General features: G+C 61.7%; 15 protein-coding genes. 6 read left to right on the top strand and 9 right to left on the bottom strand.

Annotated elements, in window-relative coordinates:
- Positions 1 to 33: 33 nt before the first annotated feature.
- The 6 genes from fba to tkt all read right to left on the bottom strand — a co-directional run bounded on the left by fba (position 34) and on the right by tkt (position 6,215).
- Positions 34 to 1,098 carry a class II fructose-bisphosphate aldolase gene (fba, locus tag I5S59_RS22795; protein ID WP_128321610.1) on the bottom strand — a complete coding sequence of 355 codons (1,065 nt, stop codon included), beginning with the start codon at positions 1,096 to 1,098 and terminating at the stop codon, positions 34 to 36.
- Positions 1,099 to 1,199: 101 nt separating this feature from the next.
- The gene (locus I5S59_RS22790; protein ID WP_197878586.1) at positions 1,200 to 1,526 is read right to left on the bottom strand and encodes an MliC family protein; all 327 of its coding nucleotides are present in this window, start codon (positions 1,524 to 1,526) and stop codon (positions 1,200 to 1,202) included.
- Positions 1,527 to 1,577: 51 nt separating this feature from the next.
- Positions 1,578 to 1,829 carry a hypothetical protein gene (locus I5S59_RS22785; protein ID WP_128321612.1) on the bottom strand — a complete coding sequence of 84 codons (252 nt, stop codon included), beginning with the start codon at positions 1,827 to 1,829 and terminating at the stop codon, positions 1,578 to 1,580.
- A complete protein-coding gene (locus tag I5S59_RS22780) occupies positions 1,829 to 2,992 on the bottom strand; it encodes a phosphoglycerate kinase (RefSeq protein WP_197878585.1) in 1,164 nt (387 codons plus the stop codon). Before I5S59_RS22780 ends, I5S59_RS22785 begins: the two co-directional genes overlap by 1 nt.
- Positions 2,993 to 3,004: 12 nt before the next feature.
- The gene (epd, locus tag I5S59_RS22775; RefSeq protein ID WP_197878584.1) at positions 3,005 to 4,072 is read right to left on the bottom strand and encodes an erythrose-4-phosphate dehydrogenase; all 1,068 of its coding nucleotides are present in this window, start codon (positions 4,070 to 4,072) and stop codon (positions 3,005 to 3,007) included.
- 145 nt (positions 4,073 to 4,217) lie between these two features.
- On the bottom strand, positions 4,218 to 6,215 hold the full coding sequence (tkt, locus tag I5S59_RS22770) for a transketolase (RefSeq protein ID WP_197878583.1): 1,998 nt from the start codon (positions 6,213 to 6,215) through the stop codon (positions 4,218 to 4,220).
- A 259-nt stretch (positions 6,216 to 6,474) separates the two neighbouring features.
- Between tkt and I5S59_RS22765 the strand changes: the two genes are divergently transcribed.
- The 4 genes from I5S59_RS22765 to I5S59_RS22750 all read left to right on the top strand — a co-directional run bounded on the left by I5S59_RS22765 (position 6,475) and on the right by I5S59_RS22750 (position 11,042).
- Entirely contained in the window at positions 6,475 to 7,470 is a 996-nt protein-coding gene (locus I5S59_RS22765; RefSeq protein ID WP_197878582.1) for an ArsR/SmtB family transcription factor, read from the top strand.
- Between the two features lie 19 nt (positions 7,471 to 7,489).
- Complete coding sequence (metK, locus tag I5S59_RS22760) at positions 7,490 to 8,680, top strand: methionine adenosyltransferase (RefSeq protein ID WP_045182013.1); 1,191 nt, start codon at positions 7,490 to 7,492, stop codon at positions 8,678 to 8,680.
- Between the two features lie 160 nt (positions 8,681 to 8,840).
- Entirely contained in the window at positions 8,841 to 10,583 is a 1,743-nt protein-coding gene (gene ligB / locus I5S59_RS22755) for an NAD-dependent DNA ligase LigB (protein ID WP_197878581.1), read from the top strand.
- A gap of 72 nt (positions 10,584 to 10,655) precedes the next feature.
- Entirely contained in the window at positions 10,656 to 11,042 is a 387-nt protein-coding gene (locus tag I5S59_RS22750) for a DUF1090 domain-containing protein (RefSeq protein WP_197878580.1), read from the top strand.
- 80 nt (positions 11,043 to 11,122) lie between these two features.
- On the opposite strand, the gene I5S59_RS22745 is transcribed toward I5S59_RS22750, so the two are convergent.
- Complete coding sequence (locus tag I5S59_RS22745) at positions 11,123 to 11,572, bottom strand: c-type cytochrome (protein WP_197878579.1); 450 nt, start codon at positions 11,570 to 11,572, stop codon at positions 11,123 to 11,125.
- A gap of 129 nt (positions 11,573 to 11,701) precedes the next feature.
- Between I5S59_RS22745 and I5S59_RS22740 the strand changes: the two genes are divergently transcribed.
- Positions 11,702 to 12,853 carry a murein transglycosylase A gene (locus I5S59_RS22740; RefSeq protein WP_197878578.1) on the top strand — a complete coding sequence of 384 codons (1,152 nt, stop codon included), beginning with the start codon at positions 11,702 to 11,704 and terminating at the stop codon, positions 12,851 to 12,853.
- A gap of 64 nt (positions 12,854 to 12,917) precedes the next feature.
- Here the strand turns inward: I5S59_RS22740 and I5S59_RS22735 are convergent, their stop codons facing one another.
- Together I5S59_RS22735 and I5S59_RS22730 are read right to left on the bottom strand one after the other, a co-directional pair.
- Positions 12,918 to 13,304, bottom strand: coding sequence for an MAPEG family protein (locus I5S59_RS22735; RefSeq protein ID WP_197878577.1), 387 nt, complete (start codon positions 13,302 to 13,304; stop codon positions 12,918 to 12,920).
- Between the two features lie 25 nt (positions 13,305 to 13,329).
- On the bottom strand, positions 13,330 to 14,163 hold the full coding sequence (locus I5S59_RS22730; protein WP_197878576.1) for an EamA family transporter: 834 nt from the start codon (positions 14,161 to 14,163) through the stop codon (positions 13,330 to 13,332).
- A gap of 221 nt (positions 14,164 to 14,384) precedes the next feature.
- Between I5S59_RS22730 and I5S59_RS22725 the strand changes: the two genes are divergently transcribed.
- The gene (locus tag I5S59_RS22725; RefSeq protein ID WP_197878575.1) at positions 14,385 to 15,620 is read left to right on the top strand and encodes a cation:proton antiporter; all 1,236 of its coding nucleotides are present in this window, start codon (positions 14,385 to 14,387) and stop codon (positions 15,618 to 15,620) included.
- The last annotated feature ends 140 nt before the right edge of the window (positions 15,621 to 15,760 follow it).

Here is a 15,760-nt window from a genome sequence, read left to right as displayed (position 1 = left end):
CGCATTGCTGCGGGCTTTCGGGCTACCCGGGACTTAGTTGACCTTGGCAGCCAACTCGCCCTTCAGGTAACGCTGGAACATGCCTTCCAGGGAGATCGGCTTGATCTTCGAGGCATTGCCGGCAGTGCCGAAGGCTTCGTAACGGGCGATGCACACGTCGCGCATGGCGGTAACGGTGGCGCCGAAGAACTTGCGCGGGTCGAACTCGCTCGGGTTCTGTGCCATCAGGCGACGCATGGCTCCGGTAGAGGCCAGACGCAGGTCGGTGTCGATGTTGACCTTGCGTACGCCGTACTTGATGCCTTCGACGATTTCTTCAACCGGTACGCCGTAGGTCTCTTTGATGTCGCCGCCGTACTGGTTGATGATCGCCAGCCACTCTTGCGGAACCGAAGAGGAACCGTGCATCACCAGGTGGGTGTTGGGAATGCGCTTGTGGATTTCCTTGATACGGTCGATCGCCAGCACATCACCGGTAGGTGGCTTGGTGAACTTGTAGGCGCCGTGGCTGGTACCGATGGCGATGGCCAGGGCATCGACCTGGGTCTTCTTGACGAAGTCAGCGGCTTCTTCAGGATCGGTCAGCATCTGGCTGTGATCCAGAACGCCTTCGGCGCCGATACCGTCTTCTTCGCCAGCCATGCCGGTTTCCAGCGAACCCAGGCAGCCCAGCTCACCTTCAACCGAAACACCGCAGGCGTGCGCCATGGCGACAGTCTGCTGGGTGACGCGAACGTTGTACTCGTAGTCGGTCGGGGTCTTGCCATCTTCGCCGAGCGAACCGTCCATCATGACCGAGCTGAAGCCCAGCTGGATCGAGCGCTGGCAGACGTCAGGGCTGGTGCCGTGGTCCTGGTGCATGCACACCGGAATGTGCGGGAACTCTTCGATCGCAGCCAGGATCAGGTGGCGCAGGAACGGGGCGCCAGCGTATTTGCGGGCACCGGCCGACGCCTGGACAATCACCGGAGAGTCGGTCTTGTCGGCAGCTTCCATGATAGCGCGCATCTGCTCGAGGTTGTTGACGTTGAAAGCTGGAACGCCGTAGCCGAACTCGGCGGCGTGGTCCAGCATCTGGCGCATGCTAATGAGTGCCATTGTGTATCTCTCTCCCGACAAGCGTCGTTTTAATCGTGCAAGCCTGCCGCAGTGGCGGTTGCTATTCAAGTAGTGTGGGCCGCCATCGGCGGCCCGGCCAGTCACGGCGCCTTGCAGCCCCGCCCTATCAAATCGTTGGTGGCGACCCAGTACACCAGGCCTTCGTCACCCTTGCTGTGGAACGCCAGCACACCATCGCTGTACAAACTGCCCGAGGCACCGGGCTCGGCCTTCAGGCGGTAAACCTGGTCACCGCCGCCCAGTCGCACATCAACCTGCTGCTGACTGCTGTCGGCAAAGCGCCACAGCACTTCGGCCTGGCTGTCACACACCCAGCGCGTCCAGTTGTCCGACGGCGCCGGTGCGGGCGAGAAGCTTGCGCATCCGCCCAGTACTGCCAGGGCCAGCACGGCCACGACTCCTTTCATTGAATATCCTCTAGCAGACCACAAACGGGCCGGTAGGTTGCCATCAACCGATCAAGGGCAACCCTGAGCCCGGCGCTGGTGTTCATCGTCGTATTTTTCCAGGCCATCCGGGCCGAGCCGCTTGTTGATCACCGGGACGGTTTCCGCCTGCCATTCGGACTGATAGCAGCCGCCTTTCGGCGCGCCCGGCTTATCGGCCGAAGGCTCCGGAGTGCTGGAGCAAGCGCCCAGCATCCCGACCAGGACAAACACAGGCAATCGCTTGACCATCAGGTCGCTCCCTTTGCCAGGCGCTGAGCGAATCAGGCCTTGGCCCGTTGTTCCAGTACTTCCACTGCTGGCAGGACCTTGCCCTCGACGAACTCGAGGAACGCGCCGCCACCGGTAGAAATGTAGGAGATTTGCTCGGCAACGCCATACTTGTCGATGGCGGCCAGGGTGTCGCCACCACCGGCAATGGAGAACGCCGCGCTTTCAGCGATAGCCTGGGCCAGCACTTTGGTGCCGTTGCCGAACTGGTCGAACTCGAACACACCAACCGGACCGTTCCACAGGATGGTCTTGGACGACTTCAGCAGCTCGGCAAAGTTGGCCGCAGTTTGCGGGCCGATGTCGAGGATCATGTCATCTTCGGCTACGTCACCCACCAGCTTGACGGTTGCCGCAGCGCTTTCCGCGAATTCCTTGGCAACCACTACGTCGACCGGCAGCGGCACATTGACCTTGGCGGCAATGGCTTTGGCAGTATCGATCAGGTCGGGCTCGTACAGCGATTTGCCAACCGGGTGACCGGCAGCGGCCAGGAAGGTGTTGGCGATACCGCCACCCACGATCAGCAGGTCGCAGATCTGGCTCAGGCTGTTGAGCACGTCGAGCTTGGTCGACACCTTGGAGCCGGCCACAATGGCAGCCATCGGTTTGGCCGGGGCTTTCAGGGCCTTGCCCAGCGCATCCAGCTCAGCGGCCAGCAGCGGGCCGGCGGCAGCGACTTTGGCGAACTTGGCCACGCCGTGGGTCGAACCCTCGGCGCGGTGAGCGGTGCCGAATGCGTCCATCACGAACACATCGCACAGTGCGGCGTATTTTTGCGCCAGCTCGTCGGCGTTCTTCTTTTCACCCTTGTTGAAGCGCACGTTCTCGAACAACACGATGTCGCCGGCCTTGACGTCAACACCGTCGAGGTAGTCAGCAACCAGCGGTACTTCACGGCCCAGCGCTTTGCTCAGGTAGTCGGCAACTGGCTTCAGGCTGTTCTCGGCAGAGAACTCACCTTCGCTCGGGCGACCCAGGTGCGAGCACACCATCACGGCCGCGCCCTTTTCCAGCGCCAGCTTGATGGTCGGCAGCGAAGCCAGGATACGCGCATCGCTGGCAACCACACCGTCCTTCACAGGGACGTTGAGGTCTTCGCGAATCAGTACGCGCTTACCTTGCAGGTCGAGGTCGGTCATCTTCAACACGGTCATGAATGCAGTCCTTCAGGGCTGTTTACAAGTGGAGCGGGTTTGATTGACGACGTGCAGATAGTGTTCGGCAACGTCGAGCATACGGTTGGCAAAACCCCATTCGTTGTCGAACCAGGCCAGCAGGTTGACCAGCCGGGGGCCGGAAACGCGGGTCTGACTGGCATCGACGATCGCCGAATGTGGGTCATGGTTGAAATCACAACTGGCATGCGGCAGTTCAGTGTAGGCCAGCAAGCCCTTGAGCGGTCCGCTCAGGGCTGCGTCACGCAACACCTGGTTGACTTCGGCCGCCGTGGTATCGCGGGCGGTCTGCAGGGTGATGTCCAGGCACGACACATTAACCGTCGGCACGCGCACGGCTTTGGCCTGAATTCGCCCGGCAAGTTCCGGCAGCAGGCGTTCAATGCCACGGGCAAGGCCGGTGGACACCGGAATCACCGACTGGAACGCCGAGCGGGTACGGCGCAGGTCTTCATGGTGATAGGCGTCGATCACCGGCTGATCGTTCATCGCCGAGTGGATCGTGGTGATCGACACGTACTCCAGGCCAAAGGCCTGGTCCAGCACGCGCAGCAACGGGACGCCGCAGTTGGTGGTACAGGAGGCGTTGGAGACCAGCCGTTCGCTGCCGTCCAGGCAATCCTGGTTGATGCCGTAGACAACGGTTGCGTCGACGTCGGCTTCACTGGCCATGGGCTGGGAAAACAGCACCCGCGGCGCACCGGCGTCAAGAAAGCGCTGGCCATCGGCACGGGTGTTGTAGGCGCCTGAGCATTCAAGCACCAGGTCGACATCCAGTGCGGCCCAGTCGATGTCCTCAGGGGTGGCACTGCGCAAGACTTTCACGCAGTCGCCATTGATATGCAGACAATCGCCATCGACCCTCACCTCGCCGGGAAAACGCCCGTGGGTGGAGTCGAAGCGTGTCAGGTATTCGATGCTGGCCTGGTCGGCCAGGTCGTTCAGCGCAACGATTTCGAAGCCGGCCTTTGCCCCTCGTTCAAAGAGTGCGCGCAAAACGCAACGACCGATACGGCCGTAGCCGTTGAGTGCAACTTTGTAGGGACGCGGGTGTGGCATGGATAGGCTCACGAACGTATACGTTGTCTGGCCGGTTCATAGCTGCTGCACAGCCCATCGCGGGCAAGCCCGCTCCTGCACAGATCAGATGAACCTGCAGGAGCGGGCTTGCCCGCGATGAGGCCGGTACAGCCTCACCGGTCTATCAGTCTTCCAGCAGCTCTTCAGCAGTACCCAGGATGTTTTCCAGGGTGAAGCCGAATTCTTCGAACAAAGCAGCCGCCGGGGCCGATTCGCCGTAGGTGGTCATGCCGATGACACGACCTTCAAGGCCGACGTACTTGTACCAGAAGTCGGCATGGGCCGCTTCGATAGCGATACGCGCGCCAACCTGCAGCGGCAGTACCGATTGTTTGTACGCAGCGTCCTGGGCATCGAACACGCTGGTGCACGGCATCGACACGACACGGGCTTTGCGGCCTTGTTCGGTCAGCTTGTCGAAGGCCTGAACGGCCAGGCCGACTTCGGAGCCGGTGGCGATCAGGATCAGCTCAGGCTCGCCTGCGCAGTCTTTCAACACATAGCCACCACGGCTGATGTCGGCGATCTGGCCGGCATCACGGGTTTGGTGCTGCAGGTTCTGACGCGAGAAGATCAGTGCCGAAGGGCCGTCCTTGCGCTCCAGCGCATGCTTCCAGGACACCGCCGATTCAACGGCGTCGGCTGGGCGCCAGGTGTCCAGGTTAGGCGTGCTGCGCAGGCTGGTCAGTTGCTCGATCGGCTGGTGAGTCGGGCCGTCTTCGCCCAGACCGATGGAGTCGTGGGTGTAGACGTGGATCACACGCTGCTTCATCAGTGCCGACATGCGCACAGCGTTACGGGCGTATTCCATGAACATCAGGAAGGTTGCGCCGTAAGGCACCAGGCCGCCGTGCAGGGCAACGCCGTTCATGATGGCGGTCATGCCGAACTCGCGCACGCCGTAGAACATGTAGTTGCCGCTGGCATCTTCAGCGCTGACGCCCTTGCAACCTTTCCACAGGGTCAGGTTGGAACCGGCCAGGTCAGCCGAGCCGCCGAGAAACTCTGGCAGCAGAGGACCGAAGGCGTTCAGGGTGTTCTGGCTGGCCTTGCGGCTGGCGATGGTCTCGCCTTTGGCCGCCACTTCAGCAATGTAGGCCGAGGCTTTTTCGGAGAAGTCAGCAGGCAGCTCGCCGCTCAGGCGACGCTTCAGCTCGCTGGCCAGCTCAGGGAAGGCAGCAGCGTAGGCAGCAAAACGCTTGTCCCAGGCCGCTTCGGCAGCCTTGCCGGCTTCCTTGGCATCCCATTCGGCGTAGATATCAGCCGGCACTTCGAACGGCGCGTGGTCCCACTTCAATTCTTTACGGGCCAGGGCGATTTCATCGTTGCCCAGCGGTGCGCCGTGGCAGTCTTCCTTGCCCTGCTTGTTCGGCGAACCGAAACCGATGATGGTCTTGCAGCAGATCAGCGTCGGTTGCTCGCTTTTGCGAGCGGTATCGATGGCGGTCTTGATCTCGTCGGCGTCATGGCCGTCGACATTGCGGATCACCTGCCAGCCGTAGGCTTCAAAACGCTTGGGCGTGTCGTCGGTGAACCAGCCTTCGACTTCACCGTCGATGGAAATACCGTTGTCATCGTAGAACGCAATCAGCTTGCCAAGGCCCAGGGTACCGGCCAGGGAAGCGACTTCGTGGGAGATGCCTTCCATCATGCAGCCGTCACCCAGGAACACATAGGTGTGGTGATCGACGATGTTGTGGCCTTCACGGTTGAACTGGGCACCCAGCACTTTTTCCGCGAGGGCAAAGCCCACGGCGTTGGCCAGGCCCTGACCGAGCGGACCGGTGGTGGTCTCGACGCCCGGGGTGTAACCGAATTCGGGGTGACCCGGGGTACGGCTGTGCAGCTGACGGAAAGCCTTGAGGTCGTCGATGGTGACGTCATAGCCGGTCAGGTGCAGCAGCGAGTAGATCAACATCGAGCCATGGCCGTTCGACAGCACGAAGCGGTCACGGTCGGCGAAGTTCGGGTTGGTCGGGTTGTGTTTCAGATAGTCGCGCCAAAGAACCTCGGCGATATCCGCCATGCCCATAGGGGCACCGGGATGGCCGCTGTTGGCCTTTTGCACGGCATCCATGCTGAGGGCACGAATGGCGTTGGCACGCTCACGACGGCTGGGCATCGCTTATCTCCTGGGCTTGAATTAATTACGAAACGAAAAAAGGCGGCCATTTTCGCCCAGGCACGTGTCCGGGGGCAATGACGGATGGTCGATGCAGTGTGATTTTCCTGTGTTTAAGCGCAGATTCAGGGGTTAGCCCGGGCAAACAGCAGGATCGGTCGCTAACGCTGCGACGATTTGCCCCGCTTATCGAGCAATATCAAAACTTTTTGATATTGCTCTTGCGACTGGAGGGGTGCCCTGTCTAGACTGCCGCCCCATGAACGTACTTGCGCCCGCAATCCGCCCTGAGCAAAGCGACGAACTGGCCGCCCTGTGCAAGGCCGGCGGCGACCCGCTGCGCTTGAACGTATTGCGCGCCCTGGCCAGCGACTCGTTCGGCGTGCTGGAACTGGCGCAGATCTTTGCCATCGGCCAGTCAGGCATGAGCCATCACCTCAAGGTGCTGGCACAAGCCTCCCTGGTGGCCACCCGGCGCGAAGGCAACGCGGTGTTCTATCGCCGTGCCCTGCCGGACGACCAGCGACTGGGCGGCAAGCTGCACGCCGCGTTGCTGGAAGAAGTTGATGCACTGGCCCTGGCCGACGACGTCCAGATGCGGATCGACCAGGTGCAGCAGCGCCGTGCCGCCACCAGTCAGGACTTTTTCCTGCGTGTGGAAGAGAAGTTTCGCGCCCAGCAAGATTTGATTGCCGGCCTGCCACAATATGGCGAAAGCCTGCTGGCATTGCTCGACAAGCTCAGTTTTGCCCCCCACGCCAGTGCCCTCGAAGTCGGCCCTGGCGATGGTGAATTTCTACCCGAGCTGGCCCGGCGCTTTGCCCGGGTCACCGCACTGGACAACAGCCCGACCATGCTCGAGCTGGCACGCCAGGTCTGTCAGCGTGAAGGCCTGGCTAATGTGAACCTGCAGTTGGCCGATGCACTCAGTGCAACGGATGTGGAAGCCGACTGCGTAGTGCTGAACATGGTCCTGCACCATTTCAGCGCCCCGGCCCAAGCCCTGCGGCAACTGGCCAACCGTGTAAAGGCAGGCGGCAGCCTGCTGGTGACAGAGTTGTGCAGCCATGACCAAAGCTGGGCCAGAGAGGCCTGCGGTGATCTCTGGCTGGGTTTTGAACAGGACGACCTGGCCCGCTGGGCCAGCGCTGCGGGACTGGCTCCCGGGGACAGCCTCTATGTGGGCTTACGTAATGGTTTCCAGATTCAGGTCCGCCATTTTCAGCGACCGGCTGGCGACACTCAACATCGGTAAATTTTAGGAACCCGTCGAGATGAGCGAATACTCCCTTTTCACCTCCGAGTCCGTGTCTGAAGGGCATCCGGACAAAATCGCCGACCAGATTTCGGATGCTGTGCTGGACGCCATCATCACCCAGGACAAATACGCACGCGTGGCCTGCGAAACCCTGGTGAAAACCGGTGTAGCGATCATCGCGGGTGAAGTCACCACCTCGGCTTGGGTAGACCTCGAAGAGATCGTCCGCAAGGTCATCGTCGACATCGGCTACAACAGCTCCGACGTCGGCTTCGATGGCGCCACCTGCGCCGTAATGAACATCATCGGCAAGCAGTCGGTAGACATCGCCCAGGGCGTTGACCGCAGCAAGCCTGAAGACCAGGGCGCTGGCGACCAGGGCCTGATGTTCGGCTATGCCAGCAACGAAACCGACGTGCTGATGCCAGCACCGATCTGCTTCTCCCACCGTCTGGTCGAGCGCCAGGCCGAAGCCCGCAAGTCCGGCCTGCTGCCGTGGCTGCGCCCGGATGCCAAGTCGCAAGTCACCTGCCGTTACGAAGGCGGCAAGGTCGTCGGCATCGACGCCGTGGTCCTGTCGACCCAGCACAACCCTGAAGTCTCGCAAAAAGACCTGCAGGAAGCCGTGATGGAGCTGATCGTCAAGCACACCCTGCCTGCCGAACTGCTGCACAAAGACACCCAGTTCCACATCAACCCGACCGGCCAGTTCATCATCGGTGGCCCGGTGGGCGACTGCGGCCTGACCGGCCGCAAGATCATCGTTGACAGCTATGGCGGCATGGCCCGTCACGGCGGTGGCGCATTCTCCGGTAAAGACCCATCCAAGGTTGACCGTTCGGCAGCCTACGCCGGCCGCTACGTGGCCAAGAACATCGTTGCCGCCGGCCTGGCCGAGCGTTGCGAGATTCAGGTCTCTTACGCCATCGGTGTAGCCCAACCTACGTCGATCTCGCTGAACACCTTCGGCACCGGCAAGATCTCCGACGACAAGATCGTCCAGCTGGTGCGTGAGTGCTTCGACCTGCGTCCGTACGCCATCACCACCATGCTCGACCTGCTGCACCCGATGTACCAGGAAACCGCTGCCTACGGTCACTTCGGCCGTATCCCGCAGCAGAAGACTGTCGGTGACGACACCTTCACCACCTTCACCTGGGAACGTACCGACCGCGTCGACGCCCTGCGCGCTGCCGCCGGCCTGTAAGCGTTAGCGACCAGCGCTAAGCTGCAAGCGACAAGAAAAGCCCCAGCCGAGTGATCGGCTGGGGCTTTTTTGTGACATATCGGCTGACAACTCCAGCCACTGCCCTGAGCAACCGTTGCCTAGGCTGAGGACTCCCTACTGCCAAGCAAGGATGCTGGCCATGTTGTTCAAATTGCTCGCCTCGCTGCTCGCAACCGCCTGCTTATCCACAGCACAGGCCCAGACCTGCCCCGCCTGGTCCGTCGACCGTGCACAACGTGAAATAAGCCAGCTGGGCGAAACCGTGAGCCGCTGGGATGTGCATTACCACGGCCAGGGTATTTCATTGGTACCTGATGAGCTTTATGACCAGAGCCGACAACGCCTGAAACACCTTCAGGCATGCTTCAACCGCAAGGCCAGCGACACACCGCTGGCCAGCGCCCGCGGGCCTGTCGCCCATCCCGTCCCTCACACCGGCGTGCACAAGCTGGCCGACGAACACGCCGTCGCTCGCTGGATGCAGGGTAAACAGCACATCTGGATACAACCCAAGGTGGACGGTGTCGCCGTTTCACTGATCTTCCGTGAAGGCCGGCTGAAGCAATTGCTCAGCCGCGGCGACGGGACACACGGGCATGACTGGAGCCGGCATATTCCGTCCCTTGGTGGTATCACCCGAGAACTGCCGCAGCCACTCGACCTCACACTGCAGGGTGAGCTTTACTGGCGCCTGGACGCGCATGTGCAATCCAGCGCTGGGGGGCTCGGTGCACGCGGTACCGTGGCGGGACTGATGGCACGCAAACAGTTGAGTCGCGCACAAGGCGCCGGAGTCGGCCTGTTCGTCTGGGACTGGCCAGCAGGACCGAACACCCAGGCCGAACGCGTGGCCAGGCTGAGCGCGCTGGGTTTCGCCGACAGCGAACGCTACAGCGTCGCCATCAACAACTCGGCAGAGGCCGCGCATTGGCGTCAGCGTTGGTACGGTACGGCCCTGCCCTTTGCCACCGACGGGGTGATACTGCGCCAGGACAGCCGCCCGCCCGCCGAGCGCTGGCGGACAAACGCGCCGTACTGGGTCGCTGCCTGGAAACACCCGTTCTCCCAAGTGCTGGCCGAAGTACGCCAGGTGCATTTCAAGGTCGGGCGCACCGGCAAAATCACACCCGTTGTGCAATTGCAGCCGGTCGTCCTCGATGACCGGCGCATCACCCACGTCAGCCTGGGATCAGTCGCGCGCTGGCAAGCGCTGGACATACGCCCGGGCGATCAGGTGTCGATAAGCCTGGCTGGCCTTACCATCCCCCGCCTGGAAAACGTCGTACACCGCAGCACTGTTCGCCAGCAGGTTCAGCCGCCGAATCAAGGACAGTTCCACGCCCTGAGTTGCTTGCAGGCCAGCCCTGGCTGCGAAGAACAGTTCATTGCCCGCCTCACCTGGCTCAGCAGCAAGCAAGGGCTCGACCTGCCACACGTAGGTGCCGGCGCCTGGCGCAACCTCGTGCAGACTGGCCTGGTCACCAGCTTGAGTGACTGGCTGACGCTCACGGGCGAACAGCTGCAGCCGCTACCCGGTTTCAACACCGCTAGCGCCGAGCAGCTGATGCAGCGCGTCGACCTCGCGCGAACACGCCCTTTCCAGCAGTGGCTGCGCGCCTTGGGAGTACCGGTACCACGTAACCTTGAGCTGCGGTCGGACTGGCCAACGCTGGCAACCATGACAGCGTCCCAATGGTCCGGCGAGCCCGGAATCGGCGCTACCCGCGCCAAACAACTCGAGGCCTTCTTCACCCACCCGAAACTGGCCGCTGTGGCTGAGCAACTAGGGGTTCAAGGTATTGAAGGCTTCCTCAACGCGGGTATTAGAAACCTTCTCGACAAGCAGGATTTTTCTGACAATGCAGCCGAAAAGTCCACCTAGGGTTCCTTAATTCGCGAAATACGGGCAGGATTTCCCCCAACCTTTACTGCTATGCCCCGAATGGAGGCGCCCATGAAAGTCTTTTCTTCGCTGATTCTAATGACCGCAATTGGCCTGGCGGCCAGCGCGGTACAAGCAGCCCCGGAGGCCAGCCCCCTGACCGGCTGCGCAGCCAAGAAAGCCGACATCCAGCAGCAGATTGATCAATCCACCAACCCTTTCGAAAAGTCGGGCCTTGAGAAAGCGTTGAGCGAAGTCAACGAGCACTGCACCGACACCGCCTTGCGCAAGGAGCGCGAACAGAAAGTCCTCGACGCTCGTCATGAAGTGACCCAGCGCACCAAAGACCTGGACAAGGCCATGAAAAAAGGCGATGCCGAGAAGATCAACAAGCGCAAAGACAAACTCGCCGAATCCAAGAAGGAACTGCAAGAAGCGCTGGACGAACTCGACAAGTAAGCCAGCGCATTAGCGCTGTGATTATCGCGGGGCCGGTCTACGCCTTAGGGTGGTAGCCAGCAAGCCCCGCGATCTTGTATTCAATGGTTACGAAATTCGGTATGACAGGCTTTGCAGGCTGCTTCAACCTTGTCGGTCGGCGCCGCCAGGTCGGCCGCCTTCAGCGGTTGAGTACGCGTCACGGCAACCAGTTCGCCGGTCGCGGCCTCAAGCTGGCGCGCCAGTTCCTGAAAACGCGCCTGCTTTTCCCAGACGTCAGGGCGCGCACTGGTTTCATCCTCTTCGCGCACCTGTGGAAAATGCTTCCACGGCTCACGGGACAAGGTGTCGAGCTGAACGGCGCCGTCAGCGAACTTCTGTCCGTTGAACGCCAACCGACCGCGCAGCATTCCACCAAGGTCTTCACTGGTCTTGAGCATCTGTTTGAAAATGGTCTTGCGCTGGCCCAGCGGCGAATTGGGATCAACGCCACCACAGGCGGTCAGGGTCAGGCAGGCAAGCAGTACAACGGAGAGTCGCTTGAGCATCATGGTAACGTCGGCTCACGGGAAAAAGGCGGCCAGTATCCTCGCCTCACCGCCAAAGACCAATACCCTTATTAAACATACGGATTGCCGTCCACGCCTCAACCCCGGGCAATCCGCCACGGAAACCCCTTCATGAAATTTCCTTTACGCCACCTGGGCTGGACATTCTCGGTACTGGCCCTGCTCACCGGTTGCAACGGCAGCGCCCCGGAAAAAACCCAGCCCCATGCAGTTGCCACCTATGTCAGCAGCACCTGGAAAGACCTGCCTCACGTCAGCGACAGCGATCTGCTGGCCGGCTTCGAAGCCTGGCGCAGTGCTTGCGAACGCCTCAAGCGTGATGCCATCTGGGCGGGTACCTGTGCTGCCGCGGTCAGCGTGCCCAACGACAGCGCCCAGGTCCGCAGCTTTCTCCAGGCGCAGCTGGACGTCTACAGCATGCGCTCGGGCGACAACAGCGCGAACGGCTTGATCACCGGCTATTACGAACCGGTCTACCCCGGCAGCCTGACCCAGACCGCCAGTGCGCATGTGCCGGTGTATGGCGTGCCGGACGACATGATCGTCGTCTCACTGGACAGCGTTTACCCCGAACTCAAGGGCAAGCGCCTGCGCGGCCGCCTGGAAGGTCGCGTGCTCAAGCCTTACGACACCGCCGAAGTGATCAACCAGCAAGGCGTGCCGGCCCCGGTACTGGCCTGGCTTACCGATCCGATGGACCTGCAGTTCCTGCAGATTCAGGGCTCGGGACGTATCCAGCTCGACAGCGGCCGCCAGCTACGCGTGGGTTATGCCGACCAGAACGGCCACCCCTATCGTCCGGTAGGGCGCTGGCTGGTCGAACAGGGCCAACTGAAAAAAGAAGAAGTGTCCATGGGTGCCATTCACGCCTGGGCCGAGGCGAACCCGACACGTGTGCCCGAACTCCTGGCGAGCAACCCCAGCTATGTGTTCTTCAGTACACGCCCGGACAGCAACGAAGGGCCACGCGGCTCGCTGAACGTACCGTTGACCGCAGGCTACAGTGTGGCCATCGACCGCAAGGTGATCCCGCTGGGCAGCTTGCTGTGGCTCTCCACCACGCGTCCGGATGGCGCGCCGGTGGTGCGTCCGGTTGCGGCCCAGGACACCGGCGGGGCCATCACCGGTGAAGTGCGAGCAGACCTGTTCTGGGGCACCGGTGCCGAAGCAGGAGAACTGGCTGGCAACATGAAGCAGCAAGGGCAGATCTGGTTGCTATGGCCCAAAGGTGCAGCGCTGCCTGAAGTGCCGAAGGTGCTGTGATCCGATCGCGGGGCCAGCCCCTACCACCATCATCTGCAGGTGGGGAGCTGGCCCCGCGGTTAGGTCAGGCCGACACAACAAAAAACGAAACGATCAACCCCACGCCCACAAACCAGACCAGCGAGCGCAATACCGCCCAGTCGGCCAGGTAGCAGATGATGTAGAGCAGGCGGCTGGTGATGTACAGCACAGCCAGCACATCCTGGGTCACCTGCTCTGCGTTGCCGACAATATCGGCAATGATCACGGCGGCAGCAAAAGCCGGGAAGGCTTCAAAGCTGTTCAACTGCGCCGCATGCGCACGCCGTGGCAAGCCTTCGAGCTTGTCGAGAAACGCCCGCGGATCGTGATTTTGCCGCAGGTTGTAGCCCCCGCTGCCGAACTTGGCGATGCTGGTGCACAACACTGGCAAAAACATCGCAATCAATACACACCACAGAGCAACGGTCATAACTATTTCCTTGTCGGTCGGGAAGTCAGAATTTCATGATCAGCATGCCAATCAGCACCAGGGCACAAGCTAAGAGCCTGGGCCCACCAAAAGGTTCTTTGAGGTAGCGCATACCGAACAGCACCACCAGAATCACACTGACCTCGCGCAACGCTGCCGCCTCTGCCACCGACCCCAATTGCATGGCCCAGAGCACCAGCGCATAGCTGAGCAGCACGCAGACACCCACGGCCAGGCCGAGCCGCCACTGCAAGCGCCAGAACAGGAGGAACGGCGCGCGCCGGGCAACACCGGCCAACAACGGAAATGGCCAGGCACTGAGCAGCGTCAACCACACAAGATAGTCCAGTGGCTGCGACCACAACCGAATGGCCTGACCGTCGAACCAGGTGTAACAACCGATACACAGCCCGATCAGCGCCACCACCGGCAGCATCGACCAGGGCAGTCGATCCCCTCCACCGCCCTGCCAGAGCAGACAGGCCATGCCACAGGGAATCAGCAGGATGCCGATGATCTGCTGGCTGCTAAGTGTTTCACCGGCAAAGGTCAGGGTCAGCGCCAGCACCACCAGCGGCGACAGCCCGCGCATCAAGGGATAGACCAGGCCCAGGTCGCCCACCCGATAGGCCTGGATCAACAGAAACCGGTAGAACTGCTCGAACAGTGCCGAGGCCAGCAACCACGGCCAGACCTCGGCCGGCGGGAACTGCACGAAGGCAACCATCACCAGTGCAAACACCAGTGCCACGGCGTCCATGCTGGCGATGACCAGCAGGCGTTCGCCGCTGAACTTGATCAGGGTGTTCCAGGTTGCATGCAACAGGGCGGCAACCAGCACAAGGGAAGTGGCTAACACGCGAAGGTCCTTGGCAAAGCAGAAGGGTCGTCAATGGCCAGCCGCTATCTAAGCATTTCCCCCGCCGCCACGTCGCGCACATTTGCCAACGACGGAAACCAAATCGCCCAGGCGCGGTCAACGCATGCACGGAAAAACTGTGTCCCCATACCCTCGACAGGCCATCCAAGCTCTGCCCGACGGAATCGGGCGCCATATCGGAAGCCATTACAGGACCTGGAATGCTTGAGCTTGTTGCTGCGTTTATCTGCCTCACCACCCTCCTCACCTACCTGAACTACCGCTTTATCGGCCTGCCGCCCACCATCGGCGTGATGGTCACCGCCCTGCTGTTTTCCCTGTTGCTGCAAGGTTTGAGCGTCATCGGCTACCCGGGGCTGGAAGAGCGGGTGCAAAGCCTGATGAGCCAGATCGACTTCAACGACCTGCTGATGCACTGGATGCTGTCGTTCCTGCTGTTTGCCGGCGCCCTGCACGTGAATCTTGCCGACCTGCGCAGCTATCGCTGGCCTATCGGCCTGCTGGCCACCGTCGGCGTGCTGATTGCCACTGTGGTCATCGGCTACCTGGCGCACTGGATCTTTGCCTTGTTCGGCTGGCATGTCAGCCTGCTTTACTGCCTGCTGTTCGGCGCACTGATTTCGCCGACCGACCCGATTGCAGTACTGGGCGCCCTGCGTACCGCCAACGCCTCCAAACCGCTGAAAACCACCATTGTCGGTGAGAGCCTGTTCAACGACGGCACCGCCGTGGTGGTGTTCACCGTGCTGCTGGGCATTGCGCAACTGGGTGAAACCCCGAGCGTTGGCGAAACCGCCATGCTGTTCGCCCGCGAAGCCATTGGCGGTGCGCTGTTCGGCGGCCTGATCGGCTACATCACCTACCGCATGATCAAGAGCATCGAGCAGTACCAGGTCGAAGTCATGCTGACCCTCGCGTTGGTCATCGGTGGCTCGGCCATGGCGTATGAACTGCACGTCTCGGCGCCGATCGCGATGGTGGTGGCCGGCCTGATCATCGGCAACCTGGGGCGCAACCTGGCAATGAACGAGATGACCCGTCGCTATCTGGACGGCTTCTGGGAACTGATTGACGACATGCTCAACGCTTTGCTGTTCGCCTTGATTGGCCTGGAGCTGTTGCTGCTGCCGTTCTCGTGGATGCACCTGACCGCTGCGGGCGTGCTCGCGTTGGCGATACTGCTGTCGCGTTTGCTGACCGTGGCACCGGCGATTGTCCTGTTACGCCGCTGGCGCAGCGTGCCACGCGGAACCGTGCGCGTGCTGACCTGGGGCGGCCTGCGCGGTGGTGTGTCGGTTGCCCTGGCGCTGTCGCTGCCTACGGGTACCGAGCGTGACCTGTTGCTGAGCATCACTTACATCGTGGTGCTGTCATCGATCCTGTTGCAGGGGCTGACGATCGGCCGGGTGGTGCGCGGGGTAACCGAGCAGCCTTGAGTGGAGCGACCATCGCCAGAAAGCCGGCTCCTACAAGGGGGGGGGGGGTGGGGGGGGCAATGTGTTAAGGGCCCGGGGGGGGGGGGGGTTTTAACAAAGAAGCGGGCCCCCCGAAAGAGGGGGGGGGAGGAGGGGGGGGG

Source organism: Pseudomonas alkylphenolica, assembly GCF_016009175.1.
In the GTDB taxonomy this organism is placed as follows: Bacteria; Pseudomonadota; Gammaproteobacteria; order Pseudomonadales; family Pseudomonadaceae; genus Aquipseudomonas; species Aquipseudomonas alkylphenolica_B.
Note: the sequence above shows the minus strand (reverse complement) of the source record. Positions and strands in the feature narration are given on the sequence as shown.